We start from the raw sequence: 26,933 nt of genomic DNA on the forward strand, positions 1-26,933 counted from the left end.
GAATCCCCATGGCCGTCAAGAAAAGAGGTCTCGGACGTGGACTGGATGCACTGCTGAGTGGTCCGACTGTCAGCGCCCTTGAAGAACAAGCGGTGCAGGCTGACCAGCGCGAGTTACAGCACCTGCCCCTGGACCTGATCCAGCGCGGCAAGTATCAGCCGCGCCGGGACATGGATCCTCAAGCGCTGGAAGAACTGGCGAACTCCATCAGGACCCAGGGCGTGATGCAGCCGATCGTGGTGCGCCCCATCGGTGGTGGTCGTTTCGAGATCATTGCCGGCGAACGCCGCTGGCGCGCCAGCCAGCAGGCCGGCCAGGAAACCATCCCGGCCATGGTTCGCGATGTGCCGGATGAAACCGCCATCGCCATGGCATTGATCGAGAACATCCAGCGCGAAGACCTCAATCCCATCGAGGAAGCCGTGGCCCTGCAGCGCCTGCAGCAGGAGTTCCAGCTGACTCAGCAACAGGTCGCCGAAGCGGTGGGCAAGTCCCGTGTCAGCGTGGCCAACCTGCTGCGCCTGATTGCCTTGCCGGAAGTGATCAAGACCATGTTGTCCCACGGCGACCTGGAAATGGGTCATGCCCGTGCCTTGCTCGGATTGCCGGAAAATCAACAGGTTGAAGGGGCGCGACACGTTGTCGCACGAGGCCTCACCGTGCGTCAGACCGAGGCCCTGGTTCGCCAGTGGCTGAGCGGTAAACAGGAGCCTGCTGAACCGGTCAAGCCAGACCCGGATATCGCCCGTCTCGAGCAGCGTCTGGCCGAGCGCCTAGGCTCTGCGGTGCAGATCCGCCACGGAAAGAAGGGCAAGGGACAGCTGGTGATCGGCTACAACTCCCTGGATGAGCTGCAAGGCGTCCTTGCCCACATCCGCTGAAACATTTCCTTATGTAGCGCGCAGTCGGAAATCACTACCCGGCAGTTGAATAGGGGCTGAACCGCCCCTATACTCTGCGCGCATTTTGTCGGCACAAATTATGCCAAGTTATTGAATTCTGGCAGCCGACCCTTGAGGAGCAAGAGCGATGGAAACCCGCACGCCAAACCGCTTGCCGTTTCATCGCTTGGCGGTTTTCCCGGTTTTATTGGCTCAGTTGGTCATTCTACTGATAGCCGCTCTGGCGCTCTGGCAATGGCGTGGAGTCGTAGCCGGATACTCAGGCCTTTGCGGAGGACTGATAGCCTTGCTACCCAATGTGTATTTCGCTCACAGGGCATTTCGGTTTTCCGGCGCCCGAGCGGCCCAAGCCATCGTCCGGTCTTTTTATGCCGGTGAGGCGGGCAAACTGATTTTGACGGCTGTGCTGTTTGCACTGACGTTCGCAGGTGTGAAGCCATTGGCGCCGCTGGCTGTATTCGGCGTCTTCGTGCTGACCCAACTGGTCAGCTGGTTCGCTCCCCTGCTAATGAGAACAAGACTTTCGAGACCTTAGGGCGTTTGAGGCAACCATGTCAGCAGAAACAACCGCTTCGGGCTATATCCAGCACCACTTGCAGAACCTGACCTTCGGTCAGCTACCCAATGGGAGCTGGGGCTTTGCCCACTCCGCAGCAGAAGCCAAGCAAATGGGCTTCTGGGCATTCCACGTCGATACCCTCGGCTGGTCTGTCGCACTGGGTGTGATCTTCATTCTTCTGTTCCGCATGGCGGCCAAGAAGGCGACTTCCGGCGTGCCGGGCGCTTTGCAGAACTTCGTTGAAGTCATGGTTGGCTTCGTCGATGGCAGCGTGAAGGACAGTTTCCACGGTCGCAGCCCGGTGATCGCACCGCTGGCACTGACCATTTTCGTCTGGGTGTTCCTGATGAACGCCATCGACCTGGTACCCGTGGACTGGATTCCACAACTGGCCATGTTGATCTCGGGCGATCAGCACATTCCATTCCGTGCTGTTTCCACCACTGATCCGAACGCCACCCTGGGCATGGCCCTGTCGGTGTTCGCGCTGATCATTTTCTACAGCATCAAGGTCAAGGGCATCGGCGGTTTCATCGGCGAACTGACCCTGCATCCGTTCGGCAGCAAGAACATCCTGGTTCAGGCGCTGCTGATTCCGGTGAACTTCCTGCTGGAGTTCGTGACCCTGGTAGCCAAGCCAATCTCTCTGGCACTGCGTCTGTTCGGCAACATGTATGCCGGCGAACTGGTGTTCATCCTGATCGCTGTGATGTTCGGCAGCGGCCTGCTGTGGCTCAGCGGCATGGGTGTAGTCCTGCAATGGGCGTGGGCGGTGTTCCACATCCTGATCATCACCCTGCAGGCCTTTATCTTCATGATGCTGACCATCGTCTACCTGTCGATGGCACACGAAGAGAACCATTAAGACCGGTTTCGGCCAGTCTGATGTCCCTCTCGTTGCGGCGAGAGGGGTGCCCTTCTCGGGCTTGATGAAACGATTTGTTTTACCGCTTTAATCTAAAAAACCTAAACCATACGACGTAAAAGTCGGGAGGAAAGATGGAAACTGTAGTTGGTCTAACCGCTATCGCTGTTGCACTGTTGATCGGCCTGGGCGCACTGGGTACCGCAATTGGTTTCGGCCTGCTGGGCGGCAAGTTCCTGGAAGGCGCTGCGCGTCAACCAGAAATGGTTCCAATGCTGCAAGTTAAAATGTTCATCGTTGCCGGTCTGCTCGACGCCGTAACCATGATCGGTGTTGGTATCGCTCTGTTCTTCACCTTCGCAAACCCCTTCGTTGGTCAACTCGCTGGCTAATCACTCGAGTATTCGAGTTGATTGGTGTGACGGACAACGAACGAGCGAGGTGTTGGCGTGAACATTAATGCAACCCTGATTGGCCAGTCCGTTGCGTTCTTAATTTTTGTATTGTTCTGCATGAAGTTCATTTGGCCTCCGGTCATTGCTGCTTTGCACGAACGTCAAAAGAAGATCGCGGATGGACTGGACGCTGCCAGCCGAGCAGCTCGTGACCTGGAACTGGCCCAAGATAAAGCGGGTCAGCAACTGCGCGAAGCTAAAGCTCAGGCAGCTGAAATCATCGAGCAAGCCAAGAAGCGCGGTTCTCAGATCGTCGACGAAGCCCGTGAACAGGCTCGTGTCGAAGCTGAACGTGTGAAGGCTCAGGCTCAGGCCGAGATCGAACAGGAACTGAACGGTGTCAAAGACGCGCTGCGTGCCCAACTGGGTAGCCTGGCAGTCAACGGCGCAGAGAAGATCCTGGGTGCCACAATCGATCAAAACGCGCACGCAGAGCTGGTTAACAAACTGGCTGCTGAAATTTAAGCGAGGGCGATCATGGCAGAACTGACCACGTTGGCCCGACCTTACGCTAAGGCGGCCTTCGAGCACGCTCAGGCCCACCAGCAGCTGGCCTCTTGGTCAGCCATGCTCGGCCTGGCTGCAGCGGTGTCACAAGATGACACCATGCAGCGCGTGCTTAAGGCCCCGCGACTGACGAGCGCAGAAAAGGCCAACACTTTTATCGAAGTGTGTGGCGACAAGTTTGATGCACAGGCACAGAATTTCATTCACGTTGCCGCCGAAAACGACCGTCTCCTGCTGTTGCCGGAGATCTCCGCTCTGTTCGACCTGTACAAGGCCGAGCAAGAGAAATCGGTGGATGTGGATGTGACCAGTGCGTTCGCATTGAACCAAGAACAGCAAGACAAACTCGCCAAGGTTCTCAGTGCACGGCTCGGCCGGGAAGTGCGACTGCACGCTGCGGAGGATGCCAGCCTTATTGGTGGCGTCGTAATCCGCGCCGGCGACCTGGTTATCGATGGCTCGATTCGCGGCAAACTCGCGAACCTTGCCGAAGCATTGAAATCTTGAGTTTGAAGGGGCAGCAGAGCAATGCAGCAACTCAATCCTTCCGAAATAAGTGAAATTATCAAGGGCCGCATCGACAAGCTCGATGTGACCTCCCAAGCCCGTAACGAAGGCACTGTCGTCAGCGTATCTGACGGCATCGTGCGGATTCACGGTCTGGCCGACGTTATGTACGGCGAGATGATCGAGTTTCCGGGCGGCGTCTACGGTATGGCCCTCAACCTTGAGCAAGATTCTGTAGGTGCCGTAGTACTGGGCGCTTACACCACTCTGGCTGAAGGCATGAGCGCCAAGTGCACCGGCCGCATCCTCGAAGTTCCGGTTGGTAAGGAACTGCTGGGTCGCGTAGTCGACGCACTGGGTAACCCAGTTGACGGCAAAGGTCCGCTGAACAACACCGAGACCGACGCGGTCGAGAAAGTTGCTCCAGGCGTGATCTGGCGTAAGTCGGTAGACCAGCCTGTACAGACTGGCTACAAGGCTGTCGATGCCATGATCCCTGTCGGCCGTGGCCAGCGTGAGCTGATCATCGGTGACCGTCAGATCGGTAAGACCGCTCTGGCGATCGACGCGATCATCAACCAGAAAGACAGCGGCATTTTCTGCGTATACGTAGCGATCGGTCAGAAGCAATCGACCATCGCCAACGTGGTTCGCAAGCTGGAAGAAAACGGCGCTCTGGCTAACACCATCATCGTGGCGGCCAGTGCTTCGGAATCGGCAGCACTGCAATTCCTGGCACCGTACTCCGGTTGCACCATGGGCGAATACTTCCGCGACCGCGGTGAAGACGCGCTGATCGTTTATGACGATCTGTCCAAGCAAGCAGTGGCTTACCGCCAGATTTCCCTGCTGCTGCGCCGTCCACCAGGCCGTGAAGCCTACCCAGGTGACGTGTTCTATCTCCACTCCCGTCTGCTGGAGCGCGCTTCCCGCGTTTCCGAAGAGTACGTAGAGAAGTTCACCAACGGCGCAGTGACTGGCAAGACCGGTTCCCTGACCGCTCTGCCGATCATCGAAACCCAGGCTGGCGACGTTTCCGCGTTCGTTCCGACCAACGTGATCTCCATCACCGACGGTCAGATCTTCCTGGAATCGGCCATGTTCAACTCCGGGATCCGTCCTGCTGTGAACGCCGGTGTTTCGGTATCCCGTGTGGGTGGTGCCGCTCAGACCAAGATCATCAAGAAGCTGTCCGGTGGTATCCGTACCGCTCTGGCTCAGTACCGTGAACTGGCGGCATTCGCCCAGTTCGCTTCTGACCTGGACGAAGCGACCCGTAAGCAACTTGAGCATGGTCAGCGCGTTACCGAGCTGATGAAGCAGAAGCAATATGCGCCGATGTCCATCGCCGACATGTCCTTGTCCCTGTACGCCGCTGAACGTGGCTTCCTGACGGACGTCGAGATTGCCAAAGTTGGTAGCTTCGAACAGGCCATGATTGCTTACTTCAACCGCGATCACGCCGACCTGATGGCGAAGATCAACGTGAAGGGTGACTTCAACGACGAAATCGACGCTGGCCTCAAAGCCGGTATCGAGAAGTTCAAAGCCACCCAAACCTGGTAAGCCGCAGCGGGAGCCGCAAGGCTCCCGCTTGCTAACCTGATAGGTGTTACATGGCAGGCGCAAAAGAGATTCGCAGTAAGATTGCGAGCATCAAAAGCACGCAAAAAATTACCAGCGCCATGGAAAAAGTGGCGGTCAGCAAAATGCGCAAGGCACAAATGCGCATGGCTGCTAGCCGTCCTTATGCGGAGCGCATCCGCCAGGTTATTGGTCATCTGGCCAACGCCAACCCGGAATATCGTCACCCGTTCATGATCGACCGTGCTATCAAGCGCGTCGGTTATATCGTGGTGAGCAGTGACCGTGGTCTGTGTGGTGGCTTGAACACCAACCTGTTCAAGGCCCTGGTCAAGGACATGGCGGTAAACCGCGAACAAGGCGTCGAGATCGATCTGTGTGTGGTCGGTAGCAAGGGTGCGGCCTTCTTCCGCAACTTCGGCGGTAACGTCGTAGCAGCTATCAGCCATCTGGGTGAAGAGCCGTCGATCAACGATCTGATCGGCAGCGTCAAGGTGATGCTGGATGCGTACCTGGAAGGCCGGATTGACCGCCTGTCCGTGGTATCCAACAAGTTCATCAACACCATGACTCAGCAGCCGACCGTGGAGCAGTTGATTCCACTGGAGGCAACCCCGGATCAAGAACTCAAGCACCACTGGGACTATCTCTACGAACCGGATGCCAAGGAGCTGCTGGACGGCTTGATGGTCCGTTACGTGGAGTCGCAGGTCTACCAGGCGGTGGTCGAGAACAACGCAGCTGAACAAGCCGCGCGGATGATCGCAATGAAGAACGCTACCGACAACGCCGGTGACTTGATCAGCGATTTGCAGCTGATCTACAACAAGGCGCGTCAGGCTGCGATCACCCAAGAGATCTCGGAAATCGTCGGCGGCGCTGCCGCGGTTTAACGGTTCAAATATTCAGAGGATCCAGCTATGAGTAGCGGACGTATCGTTCAAATCATCGGCGCCGTTATCGACGTGGAATTTCCACGCGACAGCGTACCGAGCATCTACGACGCCTTGAAGGTTCAAGGCGCCGAAACCACTCTGGAAGTTCAGCAGCAGCTGGGCGACGGCGTGGTGCGTACCATTGCGATGGGCTCCACCGAAGGCTTGAAGCGCGGTCTGGACGTCAACAACACTGGCGCAGCCATCTCCGTACCGGTCGGTAAAGCGACCCTGGGCCGGATCATGGACGTACTGGGCAACCCAATCGACGAAGCCGGTCCTATCGGTGAAGAAGAGCGTTGGGGTATCCACCGTCCAGCTCCTTCCTTCGCAGAACAGGCAGGCGGCAACGACCTGCTGGAAACCGGGATCAAGGTAATTGACCTGGTTTGCCCGTTCGCCAAGGGCGGTAAAGTTGGTCTGTTCGGTGGTGCCGGTGTAGGCAAGACCGTAAACATGATGGAACTGATCCGTAACATCGCCATCGAGCACAGCGGTTATTCCGTGTTCGCCGGTGTGGGTGAGCGTACTCGTGAGGGTAACGACTTCTACCACGAGATGAAGGATTCCAACGTTCTGGACAAGGTTGCTCTGGTCTACGGCCAGATGAACGAGCCACCAGGAAACCGTCTGCGCGTAGCACTGACCGGCCTGACCATGGCCGAGAAGTTCCGTGACGAAGGTAACGACGTTCTGCTGTTCGTCGACAACATCTACCGTTACACCCTGGCCGGTACCGAAGTATCCGCACTGCTGGGCCGTATGCCTTCCGCAGTAGGCTACCAGCCGACCCTGGCTGAAGAGATGGGCGTTCTGCAAGAACGTATCACTTCGACCAAGCAAGGCTCGATCACCTCGATCCAAGCGGTATACGTACCTGCGGACGACTTGACCGACCCGTCGCCAGCGACCACCTTCGCCCACTTGGACGCCACCGTCGTTCTGTCCCGTGACATCGCTTCCCTGGGTATCTACCCAGCGGTAGACCCACTGGACTCGACTTCCCGTCAGCTGGACCCGAACGTGATCGGCAACGAGCACTACGAGACCGCTCGCGGCGTTCAATACGTACTGCAGCGTTACAAAGAGCTGAAGGACATCATCGCGATCCTGGGTATGGACGAGCTGTCGGAAGCCGACAAGCAGTTGGTATCCCGCGCTCGTAAGATCCAGCGCTTCTTGTCGCAGCCGTTCTTCGTGGCTGAAGTCTTCACGGGTTCTCCAGGCAAATACGTTTCCCTGAAAGACACCATCGCGGGCTTCAAAGGCATCCTCAACGGTGACTACGACCACCTGCCAGAACAAGCGTTCTACATGGTCGGCGGCATCGAAGAAGCGATCGAGAAAGCCAAGAAACTGTAATCCCGGCGCCCGGCAACGGGCGCTAATTTAGGTTGAGGCAAGCAGATGGCTATGACAGTCCATTGCGATATCGTCAGCGCGGAAGGGGAAATCTTCTCCGGTCTGGTGGAGATGGTGGTTGCGCACGGTGAGCTGGGTGATCTTGGTATCGCTCTGGGTCACGCACCGCTGATCACCAACCTGAAGCCAGGTCCGATCCGCTTGATCAAGCAGGGCGGGGAAGCCGAGGTGTTCTACATCTCCGGTGGTTTCCTCGAGGTTCAGCCGAACATGGTCAAGGTTCTTGCCGACACCGTGCAACGTGCTGCCGACCTGGACGAAGCCTCCGCTCAGGAAGCCGTCAAGGCTGCTGAGAAGGCCCTGAATGAAAAAGGCGCAGATTTCGACTACGGTTCTGCTGCTGCACGTCTGGCCGAGGCCGCAGCTCAGCTGCGTACCGTCCAGCAGATCCGCAAGAAGTTCGGCGGCTAAGTCGCAGGCTTTCTGTGTGATTGCTTAAAAAGGGTAGCCTCGGCTACCCTTTTTATTTTCCGCCATTCACCCCCCTTGGTCGCAGTCGCCGGCCCCCCAGGATTGGTAGCCAGTCATGTCTCTCGAAATCGTTATCCTCGCCGCAGGTCAAGGCACCCGCATGCGCTCGGCGCTGCCCAAGGTACTGCATCCGGTCGCCGGCAACTCCATGCTCGGGCATGTTATCCACAGCGCCCGGCAACTCGATCCACAGCGCATCCACGTGGTGATCGGCCACGGTGCGGATGCGGTGCGCGAGCGCCTGGCGGCCGATGACCTGAATTTCGTGTTGCAGGACAAGCAACTGGGCACCGGCCACGCCGTGGCCCAGGCCGTATCTTTCATTACCGCCGACACGGTGCTGATCCTCTACGGCGACGTGCCGCTGATCGAAGTCGAGACCCTGCAGCGCCTGCTCAAGCAAGCGGGGCCAGAGCAACTGGGCCTGCTCACCGTCGAGCTGGATGACCCGACCGGCTACGGGCGCATTGTCCGTGACGCCAGTGGCAAGGTCACCGCCATTGTCGAGCAGAAGGATGCCGACGAGGCCCAGCGCGCGATCACCGAAGGCAACACCGGGATTCTCGCGGTGCCCGGCAAACGCCTCGGCGACTGGACCGGCCGCCTGTCCAACAACAACGCCCAGGGCGAGTACTACCTCACCGACGTGATCGCCATGGCGGTCAGCGACGGCCTGATCGTTGCCACCGAACAGCCAGACGACGCCATGGAAGTGCAGGGCGCCAACGACCGCAAGCAACTGGCCGAGCTGGAGCGCCACTACCAACTGCGCGCCGCGCGCCGGCTGATGGCCCAGGGCGTGACTCTGCGCGACCCGGCACGTTTTGATGTGCGTGGCGAAGTCACGGTCGGCCGCGACGTGCTGATCGACATCAACGTGATTCTCGAAGGCCGGGTGGTGATCGAGGACGACGTGGTGATCGGCCCCAACTGCGTGATCAAGGACAGCACCCTGCGCAAGGGCGTGGTGATCAAGGCCAACAGCCACCTCGACGGCGCAGTCATGGGCGAGGGCAGCGATGCCGGCCCGTTCGCCCGCCTGCGTCCCGGCACTGTGCTGGAGGCCCGTGCCCATGTGGGTAACTTCGTCGAACTGAAGAATGCCCACCTGGGCCAGGGCGCCAAGGCCGGTCACCTGACCTACCTGGGCGACGCGGTGATCGGCGCCCGCACCAACATCGGCGCCGGCACCATCACCTGCAACTACGACGGGGTGAACAAGCACAAGACCGTGATGGGCGAAGACGTGTTCATCGGCTCCAACAACTCCCTGGTGGCGCCTGTGGATATCTTGTCCGGCGCCACCACCGCCGCCGGTTCCACCATCACCCAGGATGTGGCTCCAGCCCAGCTGGCGGTGGGGCGGGCGCGGCAGAAGAACATCGACGGCTGGAAGCGGCCGGAGAAGATCAAGAAAGACTGAGGTTATCCACAACCGTGGAACCCTGTTCGCCGGCAAGCCGGCTCCTACCGATGGGTGTAGGAGCCGGCTTGCCGGCGAATTTTTTCACGTCCCCCGCTTGACGAAGTTTCGATCATAGGTTTTTATTGCGCCTGTTATCTTTCGAATCGAAACTTAAGCCGCCATGTCGAAACGCAATACTCCTCAACGCCGCCACAACATCCTCGCCTTGCTCAATGAACAGGGCGAAGTGAGCGTGGATGCCCTGGCCAAGCGTTTCGAAACCTCTGAAGTTACGATTCGAAAGGATCTGGCCGCCCTGGAGAGCAACGGCCTGTTGCTGCGGCGCTATGGCGGCGCCATCACCATGCCCCAGGAACTGGTCAGCGACCTCGGCCAGCCGGTGTCTCTCTACAAGCAGGCGATTGCTCGCGCCGCGGTGCAGCGCATTCGCGAACACGCGCGGATCATCATCGACAGCGGCAGCACCACCGCCGCGATGATCCCTGAACTGGGCCTGCAGCCGGGCCTGGTGGTGATGACCAACTCGCTGAATGTGGCCAACGCCCTGAGCGAGCTGGAGCACGAACCGGTGCTGTTGATGACCGGCGGCACCTGGGACCCGCATTCCGAGTCCTTTCAGGGCCAGGTGGCCGAACAGGTTCTACGCTCATACGACTTCGACCAGTTGTTTATCGGTGCCGACGGCATCGATCTGGCCCGTGGCACCACCACCTTCAACGAATTGCTGGGGTTGAGCCGGGTCATGGCCGAAGTGGCTCGTGAAGTGGTGGTGATGGTCGAATCCGACAAGATCGGCCGCAAGATTCCCAACCTGGAGCTGCCATGGAGCAGCGTCCATACCCTCATTACCGATGATCGCCTGCCCTTAGAGGTCCGCGACCAAATCCAGGCCCGCGGCATAACTCTGATTTGCGCGGCTGTCAGCTAGGAGAAAAACCATGTGTGGAATTGTTGGCGCCGTTGCTGAACGCAATATCACCGCCATTTTGCTGGAAGGCCTCAAGCGCCTCGAATACCGCGGCTACGACAGCGCCGGTGTGGCGGTCTACACCAACGCCGGCAAGCTCGAGCGCATGCGTCGCCCGGGCAAGGTCAGCGAACTGGAACAGGCCCTGGCCGGCGAGCCGCTGGTGGGCCGCCTGGGCATCGCCCACACCCGCTGGGCCACCCATGGCGCGCCGTGCGAGCGTAACGCGCACCCGCATTTCTCCGGCGACCTGGCGATCGTGCACAACGGCATCATCGAGAACCACGAAGCCCTGCGCGCGCAACTCAGCGCCCTGGGCTACGCGTTCACCTCGGACACCGACACTGAAGTCATCGCCCACCTGCTGGATCACAAGCTCAAGGACCTGGGCGACCTCACCGTGGCGCTCAAGGCCACGGTCAAGGAACTGCACGGTGCCTATGGCCTGGCGGTGATCAGCGCCAGCCAGCCGGACCGTCTGGTCGCGGCCCGCAGCGGCAGCCCGCTGGTGATCGGCCTGGGCCTGGGGGAAAACTTCCTCGCCTCCGACCAACTGGCCCTGCGCCAGGTCACCGACCGCTTCATGTACCTGGAAGAAGGCGACATCGCCGAGATCCGCCGCGACAGCGTGCAGATCTGGGACATCGACGGCCAGGCCGTGGAGCGCGAGGCGGTGCAGTACCGCGATGGCGCCGAAGCGGCGGAGAAGGGCGAGTTCCGCCACTTCATGCTCAAGGAAATCCACGAGCAGCCATCCGTGGTGCAACGCACCCTGGAAGGCCGCCTGAGCGCCAATCAGGTGCTGGTCCAGGCCTTCGGTCCGCAAGCCGCCGAGCTGTTCGCCAAGGTGCGCAATGTGCAGATCGTTGCCTGCGGCACCAGCTACCACGCCGGCATGGTGGCCCGTTACTGGCTGGAAGAACTGGCCGGCATTCCGTGCCAGGTGGAAGTGGCCAGCGAGTTCCGTTATCGCAAGGTAGTGGTGCAGCCCGACACCCTGTTCGTGACCATTTCCCAGTCCGGTGAAACCGCCGACACCCTGGCCGCCCTGCGCAACGCCAAGGAGCTGGGTTTCCTGGCCAGCCTGGCGATCTGCAACGTCGGCATCAGCTCGCTGGTGCGTGAGTCCGACCTGACCCTGCTGACCCAGGCCGGTCGCGAAATCGGCGTGGCCTCGACCAAGGCCTTCACCACCCAACTGGTGGGCCTGCTGCTGCTGACCCTGTCCCTGGGTCAGGTGCGCGGCACCCTGGCCGCCGGCGTCGAAGCCGAGCTGGTGGAAGAACTGCGTCGCCTGCCGATCCGCCTGGGCGAAGCCCTGGCCATGGACAGCGTGGTGGAAAAGACCGCCGAGCTGTTCGCCGACAAGCACCACACCCTGTTCCTCGGCCGTGGCGCCCAGTACCCGGTGGCAATGGAAGGCTCGCTCAAGCTCAAGGAGATCTCCTACATCCACGCCGAAGCCTACCCGGCCGGTGAGCTCAAGCACGGCCCGCTGGCCCTTGTGGATAACGACATGCCGGTGGTCACCGTGGCGCCGAACAACGAACTGCTGGAAAAGCTCAAGTCCAACCTGCAGGAAGTGCGGGCCCGTGGCGGCGAGCTGATCGTGTTTGCCGACGAACAAGCCGGCATGACCAATGGCGAAGGCACCCACGTGATCCAGATGCCGCACATCCACGACATCCTCTCGCCGATCCTCTACACCATCCCGTTGCAGCTGCTGTCCTACTACGTTGCCGTACTCAAGGGCACCGACGTCGACCAGCCGCGCAACCTGGCCAAGTCGGTGACCGTGGAGTGAGTTATCCACAGCTGTCCGTCAGACATGTGGGATGCAAATAAAGTTTCATCTGTATAAATAAAGAACCATCCTTACAAATAAAGCTTCATCCCAAGCTTGCATCCGCTATGTTTAGGTTATCGACACAGCGGGTGCAGGCTTTCTCATGTCCGGAACATTCAAGGGCCTGACCCAGGCCCAGATCGACAGAAGGCTTAAGGACGGTCGTGGCCAAGGCCAGGGACCGGACTACAAGCCGTTCATATACACCAGGGATGTGTCCTCGCTGGGACGTTCCCACCGCTTGCCCGGCAGCAAGACCCGACGTCTACACCATCTTCTATCCGATCTTGAACTGGCTATCTTCCTCACGTTGGATCGGTCTCCCCATGTCACCGATATCCGTGAACAGTTTCCGATGCGTGTCGAAGATACGGTACGCATCGCCGAGGAGCTTGGCCTTGCCCATGGTCGCTATCAGGACACCCCACAGATTCTGACCAGCGATTTCCTGGTGGATTTCGATACCCCCCAGCGGCCGACCGTCGCGATTCAGGCCAAGTACAGTGCCGATCTGCAGGAGCCTGAAGTCATCGAAAGGCTTGAGCTTGAAAGGCGCTACTGGCAGGAAAAAGGTATTCCCTGGGCCATCGTCACGGAACGTGAGGTATCCAGGGTGGCATTTGCCAATATCCAATGGCTCTATCCTGCCCATGCTGAAGGCGATATCGCTCAGGACGATCTCGCACACTACCAGCAGCTGTTTTTGTGCGAGTTTCAGCGTCACCCAGACCGGAAGCTGATCGCTATTGCCCAAGGCCTGGATACCTCCGGTCAACTGGAGACCGGTCAGGCGCTCTACTGGCTACGCCAGCTGCTGGCTCGGCACTGTTTCCTTTTCGATCTTGACACCCCTTACCGGGAACTGAAGCCGAAAGACCTAGTTGCCAACCTTCATCAAATGCATCAGGAGCTGAGCAGTGTTGCCCGTTAATCAGGTGTTCCTGATTGGGGAACTGCGAAAGCGCCTGCTCTGGTCCGGTACCGAGCAGGCAGTCTGGATCAATATCGATTCGGACACGGCGCTGCCCGAACCGATATCGGTTGCAGAGCTGGAGCGGCTGCTCATGGAGCGGGAGTTGGAGAGTATTGCCGATCCCTTCGAGGAGACAGTCCTACGGGAGGTGGAGGAAGGTTCCCTTGATCAACTGAAGCGTGATGAAGCTTGGGCAATGTTGGCGGATTTTGTGCACGATCCCCAGCTTTTCGTGCGGCGCCCCAGAGGGCTCATTGTCAGAGGCATAATGGAGCATCATGGTGTCACCAAGCAGACGGTGTACAGGTTACTGAGGCGCTACTGGCAGCGAGGCATGTGCAGGAACGCCCTCTTGCCGGACTATGTAAACTCGGGCGCCCGTGGTAAGCGCCGAAAGCCGAGCCAGGCCAAACTGGGCAGGCCTAGAGTGGTGATGGAGGGGAAAGGGAGCAATGTCACTCCGGATGTCGAGCGCATTTTTCGCCGGGTCATCGAAGAACGCTTGCTCAAGGAAAAACATTCGTCCATTCCTGATGCCTACGCCTCCGGGTTGAACCTGCTCCGTGCTGTTCTGCCGGAGCTGCCGATCTCCGAACTGCCTACATTGGGACAGTTCCGTTACTTCTATGGGCGCGAATATCACTTCACCGACACTTTGCCACGCAGGATGTCCGCTGTGGATTTTGCCAAGGACTTCCGGCCGATCAGCAGCACATCGACGACCGAGACATTGGGGCCCGGATACCGCTACCAGATAGATGCCACCATCGCCGATATCTATCTGGTTTCAGAACATGATCGCAGCCTTATCGTCGGCAGGCCTGTCGTTTACATGGTTATCGACGTGTTCAGCCGCATGGTGGTCGGTATGTACGTTGGATTCGAGGGCCCTTCCTGGATAAGCGCCATGGTGGCATTGGCCAACACGGTTGCCGACAAGGTCGAATATTGTCGCCAGTATGGTGTGGAGATCGATGCTGGAGACTGGCCGGTCAAAGGCTTACCGGATGTGGTGCTGGCCGACAAGGGCGAACTGAACGGCACCAAGGTGGAAGCATTTTCCCAAGCCTTCGGCGTTCGTATCGAGAACGCACCGGCCAGACGAGGGGATGCAAAGGGCATCGTCGAGCGTTATTTCCGGACGATGCAGGAGCGTTTCAAACCCTACGCCCACGGTGTGGTCGAGGACACCACTAGCCGGAAACGAGGTGGCCACGACTACAGGCTTGACGCCAGTCTGACCTTGCCCGAGTTCACGCAGATCATCATTGCCGGGATTCTCTACCACAACAACTTCCACACGTTGAGCAAATACGACAGGGCTGCGGGGATGCCGGGCGATCTGCCGGCCATCCCGGTCATGCTGTGGAACTGGGGCTTGGCCAACCTGACCGGCCGGTTGCGTACTGCGCCCGAGGAACTGGTGCGGATCAACCTGTTGCCCCATGAGTCGGCCACGGTTTCGGAGCTGGGAATCAGGCTATTCGGCTGCTTCTACACCTGTCAGAAGGCACTCAGGGAGGGTTGGTTCCACCGAGGCCAGGGGCGCCGGCCGGCAGTGGTAACGGTCGCATATGATCCGCGTAGCGCCGACCACATCTACCTGCGGCCATCCAATAGTCTCAAGGATTACTGGATTTGCGATCGTGCTGACCGCAGTCGACGTTTTAGAGGGATGACCTTCTGGGATGTCTGGCTGCTGTCCAGAGAGGAGCGGCGTAGCGATGCCAACGCGGCGGCGGAAGCCTTGGTGGAGAGAGGAAAGCTTCTGGGGCATATTGAGTCCATCGTTGCCCAGGCAGAGGATGCCAGTCCGGTCAAAACAGGTATGACCAAGAAGGATCTGGGAACCCAGATCCGCGAGAACAAGCAGCAGGAAAAGCGTCAGGAACGCCAGAAAACTGCATTCAAACCGAAGAAAGTGCAGCAGGAGAAGCCAGCCGAGGTGATCCATCTGCGGAGCGAGAAGCAGGAAGATTATGCCTTCCCAGATCTCAGCGATCTGATATTCAAGGAGGAAGAGGATGACTGAAGAACTCCAGCGCGGAGTCATTCCTCTGGCGCGTTACCAGGAACAGCAGTTGCCCGAATATCAGGAAAATCCGCTCATCTGCGCATTACCTCCGATTCCTGATCTGCAGGAGGTGGTCAACCTATTGCAGCAGCTTCCCAGTTTCGCGCCGCAGGAGGCGCTTCTGGATGGTCGACTCAGGGCTCATGCTATCGCCCGCCTGTTGCACGGCTTTTTCCAGCCGCTGAGTCACCACCTGGAACTGGAGAGCAAGATTAGCTTGATGGTTCGTCAGGGCTACATTGGTCGAAATCCGGCCAGTGGCGCTTGGTATGCGCACATGCAGAATGGCTATCGCCGGTTAGAGGAAGAGGATCTAGATGCGGCGGTGTACCAGAGCGTTTCCTCCACGGCCAGCAGCCTGTCGCTGTTTGGCTGCTCCGGTTGCGGTAAGACGCGCACGCTAGAGCGGATTTTGGGTATGTACCCCCGGGCCCTCCATCACCCTGACTACAACATCACTCAATTGGTTTACCTGAAGGTCGACTGCCCCATCGATGGCGACCTAGATGAGCTGTGCCTGAGCTTCTTCAACGAGGTAGACAAGATCCTGGGTACTCACTACAGCCGTAGCCACGGGCGCAAGAAGTTGGGAACCAAACGCCTGCTGGCATCCATGTGTCAAGTAGCCAACCTGCACGCACTCGGTGTGCTGATAATCGACGAGGTTCAGAATCTCAACGAGGCACGCTCCGGTGGTGCCGAGAAGATGCATAATTTCTTCGTGTCGCTGGTGAATACTATTGGTGTTCCGATCATTCAGGTCGGCACTCACCGGGCCAGTAAGTTCTTTCAACGCACTTTCCGGGCTGCTCGGCGGGTCTCCGGGCTGGGTAGCATCCGTTGGGATAGGTTGCCTCGGGACGAGCACTGGAAGCGCCTATTGAAGCGGCTCTGGAAGTACCAGTGGCTGCGAAATGTGGTGCCGCTGGACGACGAGTTGGAATCGACCATGTATGACCTCACCCAAGGGGTCATGGACATCGTCATCAAGCTGTTCGCGCTGGCGCAGATCCGGGCGATAGTGACAGGCGTCGAGTGCATCAAGCCGCTGTTGTTGCGGAAGGTTTTCGAGGACGAGTTCAAACCGGTCCATCCGATGCTGGCGGCCTTGCGGAGCGGTAGACCCGAACTGATCGCCAAATATGACGACCTGCTGATGCCAGAGATCGAGGGGCGGTTGCTGATCCTGACTCGTTCTCTGGATAACGTCGCCCAATCGAAACCGCCAGCACCTCTGGCTGATGATAAGGCCAAGCGGATGGCCGCCCTGCTCGAAGAAATGGAAATCCCAAGGGATATTGCGATTCCCATGGCCGACGAACTGTTGGCGGAGAATCCGGGTATCCCGCTGGCGGCCCTGATCCACAAGGCTACGGCCTACCTCGCGCAGGAGGTTCCCAAGAGGCCCAGCATTTCTAGGGTTAAGCGGACGGAATGGGGACGCCTATCCGAGGAGGATCTGCGTAGACGTTATGCCGATGGGCTTGTCAGTGAGGTCTACGACAGATTCAAACAGGCTGGCCTGATCCTTGATCTGCGGCCTCTGCTGAGAGCGAGCTGACATGTATTTCCCCAGGCTCTACCCGGACGAGCTGCTCTACAGTGGCATTGCTCGGTGCCGGGTACATCTGGGGATCGGCAGCCACAAGACTTTGCTGCACATGCTGTTCGGTGACAGCAAAGTAGCTGCGATCACCGACCTGCCTACGCACCTGGTCGCTCTGGCGAACAATACTGGGCTGGATACGGCGAACGTGATCGTGCGTCACACGCTGTTTCCGCTCTATGCCCCCTTCATTCCACAGGAGCGTCGTACCGACCTTTTCCAGGCCATGCTCGCTTCCGACCGGCCGACCATTGGTCTGGCTGGTGCTTCGACGGCCTTGGTCAAATGGCCTGAGTGGCTACGTTATTGCCCGGTCTGCTTTGACGATATGACCGCCCGCTTCGGTGAGCCCTACTGGCGGCGTAGCTGGCAGATCCAAGGAATAGATACTTGTCCCGAGCATGGCTGTCAGCTCTTGAACTCTCCCATCCCGTTCCGACGAGCGCAGCGGCATGAGTTTCATCCAGCCTCTCCCCTGTTTTTGCCCCGTGATCTTCGCGTGAGCCCGGCGAGAGAAGAAGCTATCAGGCTCGCCAAGGCTGCTACGCAACTGCTGTCGCTTGAAGAAACACAGTCGCCTGGCTACGGTCGTTGGACCAACCTGTACCGTTATTTGGCTACAAAGTGCGGCGCTAGGCGCGGCCGGCAGGTCAGGGCTGAAGTTATCTGGGAGAAAATCCTGGCATCCCACCGCCGGGATTGGCTTGCTGTGAACGGTCTGCTGACATCCGGGGAGCCTCCGCCCTGGCTGTTAGCGATGTTCAGGAACCATCGCAAGGGATTCAGTGCGCTGCAGCATCTGATCGTCTGGACCAGCTTGCGCCCCGGCCAGCATGCTGGCGAACTGATCGACGAGGCGAACACTCGCCAGGTCGACCTTCCCACCGAACAGTCAGCGCAGTTGCTCCCTGCTGAGTTAGAGCAAAAGCAGCAGTACCGAGCCGTTTGGCTGCAAGTGCTGGATAACCACGGTGGAGCCAAGGCAGCTAGGCAAGACGGAGGGGAGGCATGTTACGCCTGGCTCTATCGTCATGACCGACACTGGCTGATGGCTGTGAATCAGGCTAGGCAGCGCCGACAGGGCAACAACAGTCACGTCGACTGGCGAGCACGCGACAGGAAGTTGGTGCGCCTGCTAATCCGAATTGCCAGAGACGGCGAAGAAGACCTGAGGCTGCCGCGCAGGAGCCGCAATTGGTTCCTGCAGCAGCTACCACATCGGGCATCAGTCGAGCACCACCTCGATCAAATGCCTCTGTGCCGCACTTTCTTGGATCGCTACGCCGAGTCTGTCGGCGAGTATCAGATCCGTCGCCTGACTGCAGCGATGCTGGAGGATGTACAGACTGGCATATCGTCCAGATACTGGGAGCTGGAAAAGCGTTGTGGATTGGAAAAAAACAGGGTGTCACCGCTGACCACTGTGTTCATTCGATTGATAGGACGATGGATTGAATAGGACCTTATTCCGTCAGATCCAGAATGGATCTAGGCTGCTAGCTATTGGAAACTTGTTTAGAGCGCCCACTGCGGGGGCCCAGTGGCGCTTGGCGACACTTTTTGAGCGTAACGGCCAGTTGCAGTTGCAGCGGTTCCCGTTGGAGATGTCCTGTGTCCTTGCGGTTGGTCGCGAGTTTCCTGGCGAAGAAGGGGCTCCTTACCGTACCAGTGGTTTCAAGAAGACGGTGGTGCTTCCTGTAGTAGATACCTGGCGGGAAAGGCAGTTGGGCGAATGCCCGCGTTTAGCAAGAAGGTTGGCAGCAAACCCTGAGATATCTGAGCAACAATGCTTTGTGTTTGAGGCCGATGGTCTGACCGTCTGGCTGCCGAAATTCGAGCTGGCGCGCAAACTGTTCTTCCACGCGGCTTTCATCGTCCGTGCAGCCTTCGAACCGATGGTCTGAACATGGCCTTCACGATCTACAGAGAGGGCGATGCTGTTCATATCCATACGCCTACGAAGACGGGCGCGCCAAGTCAGCTTCTCAGAGTCAAGGGGTACAGAGACCATTTCAGTTGGCTGCTGCTGAATCAGGATGTGAAGCGATCCTTCGAGTCGATCTGGCAAAGTCTCAACCAAGAGGAAGAACGGGTATCGCAAGATTCGGTGTATGCCAGGTGGAAGTTCGACTTCACAGCACCCATTTCCCTCGCAGATACCACCATGTATGTGCGAGGCCCCTTCGACCCGAAAAGTAACGAGTTGCTGGTCTGGGAGATTGAAACCCTTCAAGGGCTCCGATTTAACCATCGTGGCGATGTTTTTTTCCATCACCCAGCTCTCAAGCTTCCTGTCAGGGGAGAGAGCACAGGCTGTGCACCTGGGCCATCGGGAGCTGAAGAGGTGGAGGTGGATGCTAACGAGGAGCCGACTGCTGCCAAGGAACCGAAGTTGATTCATCTGCCCACTGAGGGAATCATTTTTGATTCTCAGCTGAGTAGCAAGATTGCCTACAACGGGGAGCGTGCCAGTGGTCATGGCAAGAAGGTCGAGGACCAACAATATCCGAGCAGGGAGAGCCAGCTCTTTGGCGTGGCTGATCCCGTGAGCGGCGGCAGCATAACACCAGGAGAGTTCCAGCAACTGGATGAGGGGGAGGATTATGAGCGGTTTGCAGATCGCTTCTCGCTGCTCCGTGAGATTATTGGGCAGATTGCCCAAGAGTTTGGCGCTCTGGTATCACTGGAAGTAAAGCCGCTGCCTTCCGTTCCGCGCTGTAGCTACCACATGATTGATAACGAAACACCGCGCTGTTATTTGCTGGCAAGTTTCAAGCTGCAAAACGGCAATCAACGCTACCTTCTAGAAATAGATACCTCAGACAACCGAAAGACTATGTCAACGCGGATTATTGGTTTCAAAGAAGGTGCTGAAGCAGAGAAATGCGTAGACAGGGTCTTGAAGGGGACAGTCAAAGGCTCGTTGCGCTGGCCAGTCACCATGGCGAAGTACTGTGAGCCTTTGCACTCTGTACATCATCCGAAAGAAAGCTCATCTGGTGCCAACCATGCCAGGATCTTCGAATGGAAGCAGCGGATAAGCTCTGCCCTGAGCTGACCGAAATACACAGTTCGAATGCGACACATTTTGTCGCTAGCTGCGTATTGGCAAGCCACGACGTTATCGTTGCGTAGCCTGAGGCAAAACGTATGCCAGTTTGGCAGTTAGACTGGATAGCCATCAACTATTATGCTTACCCCTACATGCTACCTATCGTCCCCTAGAAATATGGAAATTTCAATGCTTCACATAGCCTCGCTAAAAGTGCCTCTCCGACGCCGAGTGCTACTAAGGGCAGCCATGGAAAAAGTAGTCTCAAGGACCAAAAAGTCTTCTGATGGTGGCCGCATTTGGCGTACCTATTGGCTTGCAGGTACTGAGCAAAAGGAACTGGTACCGTCTGAGCTAATTTCCGACTCTGCAGCTTTAGGCGAAACTAACTACACATCAACTTGCGCAATTAAAGATGCAGAGCGTAACACCATAACTGTTGATGTAGTTCATCCCCGAACTACTATCTTAGGGGGGGCTATGGAATACTCATCTCTGCCTGACTCAGGCGATAGGATCCATGTTACTCAAGTATCAAATGATACACCAAGAGATAGTGCGATTCACCAAATCTGAAACGCAAAAATTATATAAAAGTACACCGCGGTCGAATTTTAACGTATGAAATTCAAAACTATATTTTTACACTAAATTTTAGATGGGTAGATTAATGATAATACAGTCAGATTTCAATTTTCCGAAATCCCCAGAGGAGCAGGAAATTCTTGACTCGGACATTCAGGAAAAGCAGAAAATAACTGATCATGAAATCAGAGAATTTCCCGTCAGTGTGATTGTCGAGAAGTTTAAAGACGGTCTTGATAAAGATGAAGCTGAGCTATATATCCCAGATTACCAGCGAGAGTTTATTTGGAGCGACGCTCAGCAGTCAAAATTCATTGAGTCGATTCTGTTAAACCTTCCAATCCCTTACTTATTTGTCGCAGACATTGGCCAAGGTAAATATGAGGGCCGACTTGAAATCGTTGATGGCAGCCAGAGGATTAGAACTCTAGTACGTTTTACAGATAATGACCTAATGCTTGCGGGCCTGAAGAAGCTTACTTCAGCTAACGGATTTAAATTTTCAGACTTCTCCAAACCTCGTCAGCTCAGATTTATGCGAAAAACGCTGAGGATGATTGAATTAACTGAACTTGCGGATGAGGAAACTCGCCGAGAAATTTTTGACAGGCTAAATTCTGGCGGAACGAAATTAAATACCATGGAGTCACGCAGAGGAAGTCATGACGGTCCGTTCTTGGACTTCATTGACGAATTAGCAAAAAATCCGTTGTTCCATGAGCTATGCCCTATTAGCCGTTCTCGATCCGAGAGGGCTGAGTACCAAGAACTCGTACTTCGTTTATTTGCGTATTCAGATAATTACTTAGGTTTCGATAAGGAAGTTGACGCCTTTCTGACAGAGTACTTGATTTCAAAAAATGAAAGCTTTGATGAAGATCGCCTTCGCAATGAGTTTGACTCAATGCTTATCTTTGTAAAAAAACACTTTCAGTACGGCTTCAGAAAAAACGCAGCAAACTCCACTGTTCCTAGAATTAGATTTGAAGCTATATCGGTTGGTGTGGTCCTTGCATTACGCGAACAACCTGATTTGGTTCCTGCGGACCCTAGTCCATGGTTGAACTCACAAGAGTTCATTACTCACACGCGCTCTGATGCAAGCAACTCCAGACCCAAAGTTAGAAATCGCATCAATTTTGTACGTGATAATCTCCTCGGAAAAGTAGCCTTCGAGGATTCAGCGCCATGACAATAAGCCGGGACACCTTTAAAGAGCGTGCTGAAGAAATCGAGCTTTACTTTGAATTCCTCAAGAACATTATAGAAAAAAAAGCTTCATTAATTTTCCCCTTACCGAGGGGAGCTGCTGCAGAGATAGAGCGTGAGGAGGCGTCTATCTCTCTTGATTTGACCCATACTTTGAAGGCAAATGGCTTTTTGCTTTTATACAACTTAGTTGAAGCCACAGCGACTAACGCCTTAGATGAAATTCATGAGGAACTAGAAAGAGAATCAGATGGTGATATTGGCTCGGATCATCTAATAGAGCCACTTATGAGTAGGTCAGTTCGTCGTTTTAAGGTTGATGCTCTTAGTGCTGCCGATCTATGTGCGCATCCTGCAAGTCGTCTAATCTTGAGGAGTTGGTTGAATCAGGATAGGAAAGACATAAAAGATAATAGAAACCCATGGTTCTCAGGGAATGTCGATGCTTTGAAAATAAGGCAAATCGCTGGGGAGTATGGATTTTCTAGTGATACAGATAAGGCAAAAACAAAAAATGGAGGCCGCCTTGTTAATGTAAAAAAGACTCGAAATGAGTTGGCGCACGGTCATACAGCTTTCAGAGATTGTGGACGAAACGTAGAGATTGAAACTCTTTGCCAGATAAAGGACGAAGTTATCCATTATCTTTCTGAAATCCTGGACAATGTTGAGTCGTATATACGTGATCGTGGATATTTGGCCAAGAAAGAGGTAGCCATCGTTACTCCGATTATTGCTGGTGGCGATTCAGAAGTTACTGAAATAGCCTCGACAGCCTGATGAGTACATAGCTCGCGTATGGCAGCCGTATATTCGCCCAGCGTTTTGTAATCCCAAATAGAGGTAGGCTATCATGTCGCCATATCAAATGACCATTGACCTAAATGTCTTAGATCATTTGGGGATCAACTTATATAGCAACGTTGCTGCGGTACTTACGGAGATCGTTGCTAACGCCTGGGATGCCGATGCTACCGAAGTTATTGTGACTTATGATACAAGCTCTCAGCAAATCGCCATACAAGACAATGGTATTGGGATGACTATTGAGGATATGAATAATAAATTCCTCAAAGTTGGCTACCGACGGCGGGCGAAGGAAAGTACAACTACAGCTTTAGGTCGGCACGTGATGGGCAGAAAAGGACTCGGGAAGTTGTCTCTTTTTTCAATCGCTGAGGATGTCCAAATTGAGTCAGTAAAGGATTTTCAGCGCCACGGGCTCATGATGAATGTTGCAAAAATCAGAGAGGCCATTGATGGGGAACTCAGCCGTTACGTGCCGGATGCGCTGTCGAGTGAGTCTCTCTCTGTGGATGTAGGCACAAAAATAGTTCTGTCTAAACTTAAGAAGGGAAGAGTACCCTCAACACTTACAGCTCTTCGTCGCAGGCTCGCTCGTCGTTTTTCAGTAATTGGTAGCAAGGACTTTAAAGTTATCATTGATGGTGCTCCGGTTACTGCGGGTGAGCGAGATGATATTCGCGCTGTTGAGTACCTCTGGCATATTGGCGATAAGCTTGAGTCTCGTACTCGGTCGGCTGTGAATCTTCGAAGTGAGATCACATTACCTACGAGACTTGAGGGTTGGCAATCTGATTGGCAAGTACGTGGTTGGATCGGAACAGCAGTTAAGCCTAAGATGCTTGTTGATGCGGACGGAAATAATTTAAATTCAATTGTCCTTATGGCTCACGGACGGCTCATACAGGAAAACATTCTAGACAATATTAATGATGGGCGTCTTTACACTAAATATCTTACCGGCCAGCTCGAGGCTGATTTTCTAGACTTTGATACAGATGATGATCTTGCTACTAGTGACAGGCAACGAATCCAAGAGAGTGACCCGCGCAGTGTAGCAATGTCAGCATACCTGAAGAGTTTACTTTCTAAAATTGAGCCGCAATGGGCAAAATGGCGCCGCGACTCCGGAGCCCAAGATGTAGCTGAAGAGCATCCAGTAATTAAGGAATGGTTTTCTTCTTTAGACGAAAGCTATAGAGATCAGGCAAAAGCATTATTGGCGAAAGTTGCTTCACTGCCAATTGACAACGAAGACGATAAAAAAACCGTTCTTCGTGACAGCATTATGGCGTTCGAACGTCTGAAGCTGCGCGGCACAGTTAATGAATTAATTGATGCTGTCGAAATTGGCGCCGACCGGTTGATGCCATTAATTGCTCAGCGGGACTCACTAGAGGCCACCTTATACAGAGATATTATCAAGTCTCGAATTGAAGTCATTCGTGTATTTCAAAAGCTTGCTGATGAAAATGAAAAAGAAAAAGCACTGCAGAATCATATCTTTGATCACATGTGGCTACTTGATCCCACATGGGAGCGAGCTGATGGATCTGAGCTAATAGAGACTCGACTGACTAGCGAGGGTGTTATTGTCGAAGATCTGACTGAGAAGGAGCGACTAGGCAGAGTCGATATAAAATACAGGACTATTCTCGGCACACACATTGTGGTCGAGTTGAAACGTGCAGGCCGGAAAATGGGGTTAATGGAGTTACAAGCTCAAGGAATTTTGTATGCCGACAAACTCCGGAAAATTTTGCTTGCTCAAGGCGAGACAAGCCCCGTAATTGAAGTAGTATTTGTAATCGGGCCTCCTGTTGATGAAGAGAGCAGCAACCCTCTTCGGGTAAGGAGCATGATGGACGCTATTTCCCCCGGCTCAAGAATTGTTCATTTTGACACATTGATCAGTAGCGCGCTAAAGGCGTATCAGGCATATATTGATAGTAACAAGGAGCTTGATCGTGTCGATAAGATTGTTGCGCAGCTGACATGATGGCCAGCACACGTAGTGAAATTATGCGTGCAGTCAAGCGAACGCATACTAAGCCGGAACTTAAAGTGCGAAGACTACTACACGCACTAGGGCTGCGCTTTAGGCTTCATCGTCGTGACCTGCCAGGCTCTCCTGATATCGTTCTGCCAAAATATCGCTGCATCATCTTTGTCCATGGTTGTTTTTGGCATCGACATCCAGGATGCCGCTATGCGACTACTCCAAAGACACGACAGGAATTTTGGATACCAAAGTTTTCCGCAAATGTAGAGCGTGATTATCGAAAGCATGCCCAGCTAATTGAGCTGGGCTGGAAGGTTTTGATTGTCTGGGAATGTGAAGTTCGGAATGAAACGGCTTTGACGCAACGTTTTACGCAAGAGTTCGGGCTTTCTCAATTTCTTTGAGGTGCTGTTTTAGGCTCAAACCGATAACTTCGCCAAGACGCACGGGTACGGCATTACCGATCATGCGTCCTACCGATTTGAAGGTTATATCTTCTGGTGGCATGAATACATAGTTGAGCGGGAAGGATTGTAGTAGTGCAGCTTCACGAAGGGATATTCCTCGATTTTGCTCTGGATGCCCAAAACGTCCATTACCAAAGCCATAGCAAAGCGTTGTCATGGTGGGGCCTGGTTGATCCCATCGCATGCGCCCATACACGCTAGGATAAGTCTTGCCACTCTCCTTTTTGTGACATGTAGCTATGAGATCAGGAGGCCAATCCTTCCATGTCCCGCCTGGTCGAGAGTGAATAATTCTCTTAATATTCAATGGGTTCAGGCTTGCAGCTCGATGCAGGGGATCGTTTGGATCGCACTCCCCTGCAGCGAGACGCGGTAGATGGCCAATCGTTTTCTCAACAGTCACCGGGTGTTCATGATGAGTGGGTTTGATCAGTGAAATAGGTCCAAGCTTGGATGCAAGGAGGACATGACGGCGACGCTGTTGAGGAAGTCCATAAGCGGTGCAGGTGACTTTTTCAGCCCAGACGAAGTAGTTTAGGTCTTCAAGCGCTTTGACGAAGTCGTGATAAACCTTGTGCTTTGTCACGTCAGGAACGTTTTCCATTGTGACTAGCTCTGGCTGCACGCCTTCAATGAGCCTTTTGAAGGCATAGAGCAAAGGCCACTTACGGTCTAGCTTGGTATCTCGGCCTTGATTGTAGCTAGAGAACGGTTGGCAGGGCGCACAGCCAGCCAATAGCTTGATGGATTTTGGTCGGTACCATCTGGCAATTTCTTCGACCGATACATCCTCCACACTCTTGGTTATGAAGGCAGTGCCATTGTTTTTTTCGTAGGCGTATTTGCAGTTTTGGTCAATGTCATAGCCTGCGCGTACGCGCACGCCGGCTTTGCGTAGCCCTGCGGTCAAGCCGCCGGCACCACAAAAAAGGTCAACAGTATCGATCTTTGGCATTGGCATTGAGTCCGCCTCCTAATGGAGGCCATTCTAGCTGGATCTGGCGTAAAGATCGAGCACGAATAGTGCGTTGAAATATGTTTCCGCCGTGAGGGTCCGTCAAGCACATCTTCCTGATGTCGCTGGCGAAGGTCATAGTGCCCACCTGATTTTTAGTGGACACGGTTGTCAATATGGCCGGAATCTGATAGGTGGAAGGTTATTGAGAGATTGCAGCGACATCAGTGGGCATTTGCCTACCCGGCGCAAGGAGTATCCCCCACACGTATTGGGCATCTAGAAATCCAGGCGGGGGAAATTTCTGAGGGCGCTTCAATCAAGTGGTGCTATTAAGATAGACTAAAACTAAATAGGTTTGAGTGAGTACGTAACTATTACGGATATTACCGTCTATGAATATGAAGTGACGCACAGAACGAAGATCGCGAATTTCATATACAGTGCAGACTATCCGATTCTTACTGGAATCATCATCCGCTTCTGCCAAATGGTTCTAGATGACGCTTTTTCGTCAAATCAGTAACTTCAGACGGATTTGCTGGCGGAGCGCGATCAACTCGCTTTTAGCGTCGAAACTCAATATCTTTTCGGTCATAAAAATCAGCGCTTATTAGACCAGCTAGCTGGCTTGTCTGCTCCTACCTAGAAGGAATCAACTACCTTGTGGACAGGTGTTTGGTGGGCAGTGAATCACGATACTTCAGGTAAAGGTCAAGCGCGAGAATCAACTCATCTCGGGTCCAGGCAGGGCAGGGTT

25 protein-coding genes are annotated in these 26,933 nt (G+C 55.2%); 24 read left to right on the forward strand and 1 reads right to left on the reverse strand.

The window, feature by feature from the left end; translation table 11 throughout:
* Window positions 1–8 precede the first annotated feature (8 nt).
* The 24 genes from GGI48_RS14975 (at window position 9) to GGI48_RS15085 (ending at window position 25,155) form a co-directional block, all read left to right on the forward strand.
* The gene (locus tag GGI48_RS14975) at window positions 9–881 is read left to right on the forward strand and encodes a ParB/RepB/Spo0J family partition protein (protein ID WP_047306723.1); all 873 of its coding nucleotides are present in this window, start codon (window positions 9–11) and stop codon (window positions 879–881) included.
* Window positions 882–1,029: 148 nt separating this feature from the next.
* Window positions 1,030–1,437 carry a F0F1 ATP synthase subunit I gene (locus tag GGI48_RS14980; protein ID WP_016964883.1) on the forward strand — a complete coding sequence of 136 codons (408 nt, stop codon included), beginning with the start codon at window positions 1,030–1,032 and terminating at the stop codon, window positions 1,435–1,437.
* A gap of 16 nt (window positions 1,438–1,453) precedes the next feature.
* A complete protein-coding gene (atpB, locus tag GGI48_RS14985) occupies window positions 1,454–2,326 on the forward strand; it encodes a F0F1 ATP synthase subunit A (RefSeq protein ID WP_047306721.1) in 873 nt (290 codons plus the stop codon).
* 134 nt (window positions 2,327–2,460) lie between these two features.
* On the forward strand, window positions 2,461–2,718 hold the full coding sequence (atpE, locus tag GGI48_RS14990) for a F0F1 ATP synthase subunit C (RefSeq protein WP_002555987.1): 258 nt from the start codon (window positions 2,461–2,463) through the stop codon (window positions 2,716–2,718).
* 57 nt (window positions 2,719–2,775) lie between these two features.
* Window positions 2,776–3,246, forward strand: a complete 471-nt coding sequence (locus tag GGI48_RS14995) for a F0F1 ATP synthase subunit B (protein ID WP_011064385.1) — start codon at window positions 2,776–2,778, stop codon at window positions 3,244–3,246.
* Window positions 3,247–3,258: 12 nt separating this feature from the next.
* Window positions 3,259–3,795, forward strand: coding sequence for a F0F1 ATP synthase subunit delta (locus GGI48_RS15000; RefSeq protein ID WP_016964878.1), 537 nt, complete (start codon window positions 3,259–3,261; stop codon window positions 3,793–3,795).
* A 21-nt stretch (window positions 3,796–3,816) separates the two neighbouring features.
* Window positions 3,817–5,361, forward strand: coding sequence for a F0F1 ATP synthase subunit alpha (atpA, locus tag GGI48_RS15005; RefSeq protein ID WP_016964879.1), 1,545 nt, complete (start codon window positions 3,817–3,819; stop codon window positions 5,359–5,361).
* A 50-nt stretch (window positions 5,362–5,411) separates the two neighbouring features.
* Entirely contained in the window at window positions 5,412–6,272 is an 861-nt protein-coding gene (gene atpG, locus GGI48_RS15010; RefSeq protein WP_016964880.1) for a F0F1 ATP synthase subunit gamma, read from the forward strand.
* Window positions 6,273–6,299: 27 nt separating this feature from the next.
* A complete protein-coding gene (gene atpD / locus GGI48_RS15015) occupies window positions 6,300–7,676 on the forward strand; it encodes a F0F1 ATP synthase subunit beta (protein WP_007924510.1) in 1,377 nt (458 codons plus the stop codon).
* 45 nt (window positions 7,677–7,721) lie between these two features.
* A complete protein-coding gene (locus GGI48_RS15020; RefSeq protein ID WP_011064380.1) occupies window positions 7,722–8,147 on the forward strand; it encodes a F0F1 ATP synthase subunit epsilon in 426 nt (141 codons plus the stop codon).
* A 115-nt stretch (window positions 8,148–8,262) separates the two neighbouring features.
* Window positions 8,263–9,630, forward strand: a complete 1,368-nt coding sequence (gene glmU / locus GGI48_RS15025; RefSeq protein ID WP_179598965.1) for a bifunctional UDP-N-acetylglucosamine diphosphorylase/glucosamine-1-phosphate N-acetyltransferase GlmU — start codon at window positions 8,263–8,265, stop codon at window positions 9,628–9,630.
* Window positions 9,631–9,793: 163 nt separating this feature from the next.
* Window positions 9,794–10,561 (forward strand): DeoR/GlpR family DNA-binding transcription regulator, encoded by a 768-nt coding sequence (locus GGI48_RS15030; RefSeq protein WP_047306719.1) that lies wholly within the window; start codon window positions 9,794–9,796, stop codon window positions 10,559–10,561.
* Between the two features lie 10 nt (window positions 10,562–10,571).
* On the forward strand, window positions 10,572–12,404 hold the full coding sequence (gene glmS / locus GGI48_RS15035; protein WP_016967478.1) for a glutamine--fructose-6-phosphate transaminase (isomerizing): 1,833 nt from the start codon (window positions 10,572–10,574) through the stop codon (window positions 12,402–12,404).
* 145 nt (window positions 12,405–12,549) lie between these two features.
* Window positions 12,550–13,377, forward strand: coding sequence for a TnsA endonuclease N-terminal domain-containing protein (locus tag GGI48_RS15040; protein ID WP_179598967.1), 828 nt, complete (start codon window positions 12,550–12,552; stop codon window positions 13,375–13,377).
* A 13-nt stretch (window positions 13,378–13,390) separates the two neighbouring features.
* Window positions 13,391–15,451 (forward strand): Mu transposase C-terminal domain-containing protein, encoded by a 2,061-nt coding sequence (locus tag GGI48_RS15045; RefSeq protein ID WP_179601995.1) that lies wholly within the window; start codon window positions 13,391–13,393, stop codon window positions 15,449–15,451.
* The gene (locus GGI48_RS15050; RefSeq protein WP_179598969.1) at window positions 15,444–17,054 is read left to right on the forward strand and encodes an ATP-binding protein; all 1,611 of its coding nucleotides are present in this window, start codon (window positions 15,444–15,446) and stop codon (window positions 17,052–17,054) included. Before GGI48_RS15045 ends, GGI48_RS15050 begins: the two co-directional genes overlap by 8 nt.
* 1 nt (window position 17,055) lies before the next feature.
* A complete protein-coding gene (locus GGI48_RS15055) occupies window positions 17,056–18,558 on the forward strand; it encodes a TnsD family Tn7-like transposition protein (RefSeq protein WP_179598971.1) in 1,503 nt (500 codons plus the stop codon).
* A gap of 88 nt (window positions 18,559–18,646) precedes the next feature.
* Window positions 18,647–19,003 carry a hypothetical protein gene (locus GGI48_RS31170; RefSeq protein ID WP_260620663.1) on the forward strand — a complete coding sequence of 119 codons (357 nt, stop codon included), beginning with the start codon at window positions 18,647–18,649 and terminating at the stop codon, window positions 19,001–19,003.
* A gap of 2 nt (window positions 19,004–19,005) precedes the next feature.
* Entirely contained in the window at window positions 19,006–20,157 is a 1,152-nt protein-coding gene (locus GGI48_RS15060; RefSeq protein WP_260620664.1) for a Tn7-like element transposition protein TnsE, read from the forward strand.
* Between the two features lie 243 nt (window positions 20,158–20,400).
* Window positions 20,401–20,727: a hypothetical protein gene (locus GGI48_RS15065; RefSeq protein ID WP_179598973.1), complete on the forward strand. Its 327-nt coding sequence runs from the start codon at window positions 20,401–20,403 to the stop codon at window positions 20,725–20,727.
* A gap of 82 nt (window positions 20,728–20,809) precedes the next feature.
* Window positions 20,810–21,928, forward strand: coding sequence for a DUF262 domain-containing protein (locus tag GGI48_RS15070; protein WP_260620665.1), 1,119 nt, complete (start codon window positions 20,810–20,812; stop codon window positions 21,926–21,928).
* Entirely contained in the window at window positions 21,925–22,725 is an 801-nt protein-coding gene (locus GGI48_RS15075; RefSeq protein ID WP_179598977.1) for an MAE_28990/MAE_18760 family HEPN-like nuclease, read from the forward strand. The genes GGI48_RS15070 and GGI48_RS15075 overlap by 4 nt, the downstream gene beginning before the upstream one ends.
* 73 nt (window positions 22,726–22,798) lie before the next feature.
* A complete protein-coding gene (locus GGI48_RS15080) occupies window positions 22,799–24,748 on the forward strand; it encodes an ATP-binding protein (RefSeq protein ID WP_218872807.1) in 1,950 nt (649 codons plus the stop codon).
* A complete protein-coding gene (locus GGI48_RS15085) occupies window positions 24,745–25,155 on the forward strand; it encodes a very short patch repair endonuclease (RefSeq protein WP_179598979.1) in 411 nt (136 codons plus the stop codon). The genes GGI48_RS15080 and GGI48_RS15085 overlap by 4 nt, the downstream gene beginning before the upstream one ends.
* On the opposite strand, the gene GGI48_RS15090 is transcribed toward GGI48_RS15085, so the two are convergent.
* Window positions 25,121–26,173 (reverse strand): DNA cytosine methyltransferase, encoded by a 1,053-nt coding sequence (locus GGI48_RS15090; protein WP_179598981.1) that lies wholly within the window; start codon window positions 26,171–26,173, stop codon window positions 25,121–25,123. The two genes, GGI48_RS15085 and GGI48_RS15090, sit on opposite strands and share 35 nt — an antisense overlap.
* Window positions 26,174–26,933 lie beyond the last annotated feature (760 nt).

Source organism: Pseudomonas protegens, from assembly GCF_013407925.2.
GTDB lineage: Bacteria > Pseudomonadota > Gammaproteobacteria > Pseudomonadales > Pseudomonadaceae > Aquipseudomonas > Aquipseudomonas fluorescens_AP.

Bases quoted from the DNA above. Each gene is read 5' to 3' on its own strand.
- glmS (WP_016967478.1), top strand. From the start codon at position 10,572: ATGTGTGGAATTGTTGGCGCCGTTGCTGAACGCAATATCACCGCCATT.
- GGI48_RS15020 (WP_011064380.1), top strand. From the start codon at position 7,722: ATGGCTATGACAGTCCATTGCGATATCGTCAGCGCGGAAGGGGAAATC.
- atpE (WP_002555987.1), top strand. From the start codon at position 2,461: ATGGAAACTGTAGTTGGTCTAACCGCTATCGCTGTTGCACTGTTGATC.
- GGI48_RS15030 (WP_047306719.1), top strand. From the start codon at position 9,794: ATGTCGAAACGCAATACTCCTCAACGCCGCCACAACATCCTCGCCTTG.
- GGI48_RS15060 (WP_260620664.1), top strand. From the start codon at position 19,006: ATGGCCTTCACGATCTACAGAGAGGGCGATGCTGTTCATATCCATACG.
- atpB (WP_047306721.1), top strand. From the start codon at position 1,454: ATGTCAGCAGAAACAACCGCTTCGGGCTATATCCAGCACCACTTGCAG.
- GGI48_RS14975 (WP_047306723.1), top strand. From the start codon at position 9: ATGGCCGTCAAGAAAAGAGGTCTCGGACGTGGACTGGATGCACTGCTG.
- GGI48_RS15085 (WP_179598979.1), top strand. From the start codon at position 24,745: ATGATGGCCAGCACACGTAGTGAAATTATGCGTGCAGTCAAGCGAACG.
- GGI48_RS15080 (WP_218872807.1), top strand. From the start codon at position 22,799: ATGTCGCCATATCAAATGACCATTGACCTAAATGTCTTAGATCATTTG.
- GGI48_RS15075 (WP_179598977.1), top strand. From the start codon at position 21,925: ATGACAATAAGCCGGGACACCTTTAAAGAGCGTGCTGAAGAAATCGAG.
- GGI48_RS15090 (WP_179598981.1), bottom strand. From the start codon at position 26,173: ATGCCAAAGATCGATACTGTTGACCTTTTTTGTGGTGCCGGCGGCTTG.
- GGI48_RS15040 (WP_179598967.1), top strand. From the start codon at position 12,550: ATGTCCGGAACATTCAAGGGCCTGACCCAGGCCCAGATCGACAGAAGG.
- GGI48_RS15000 (WP_016964878.1), top strand. From the start codon at position 3,259: ATGGCAGAACTGACCACGTTGGCCCGACCTTACGCTAAGGCGGCCTTC.
- atpA (WP_016964879.1), top strand. From the start codon at position 3,817: ATGCAGCAACTCAATCCTTCCGAAATAAGTGAAATTATCAAGGGCCGC.
- GGI48_RS15070 (WP_260620665.1), top strand. From the start codon at position 20,810: ATGGGTAGATTAATGATAATACAGTCAGATTTCAATTTTCCGAAATCC.
- glmU (WP_179598965.1), top strand. From the start codon at position 8,263: ATGTCTCTCGAAATCGTTATCCTCGCCGCAGGTCAAGGCACCCGCATG.
- GGI48_RS15065 (WP_179598973.1), top strand. From the start codon at position 20,401: ATGGAAAAAGTAGTCTCAAGGACCAAAAAGTCTTCTGATGGTGGCCGC.
- GGI48_RS14980 (WP_016964883.1), top strand. From the start codon at position 1,030: ATGGAAACCCGCACGCCAAACCGCTTGCCGTTTCATCGCTTGGCGGTT.
- atpG (WP_016964880.1), top strand. From the start codon at position 5,412: ATGGCAGGCGCAAAAGAGATTCGCAGTAAGATTGCGAGCATCAAAAGC.
- GGI48_RS15055 (WP_179598971.1), top strand. From the start codon at position 17,056: ATGTATTTCCCCAGGCTCTACCCGGACGAGCTGCTCTACAGTGGCATT.
- atpD (WP_007924510.1), top strand. From the start codon at position 6,300: ATGAGTAGCGGACGTATCGTTCAAATCATCGGCGCCGTTATCGACGTG.
- GGI48_RS15050 (WP_179598969.1), top strand. From the start codon at position 15,444: ATGACTGAAGAACTCCAGCGCGGAGTCATTCCTCTGGCGCGTTACCAG.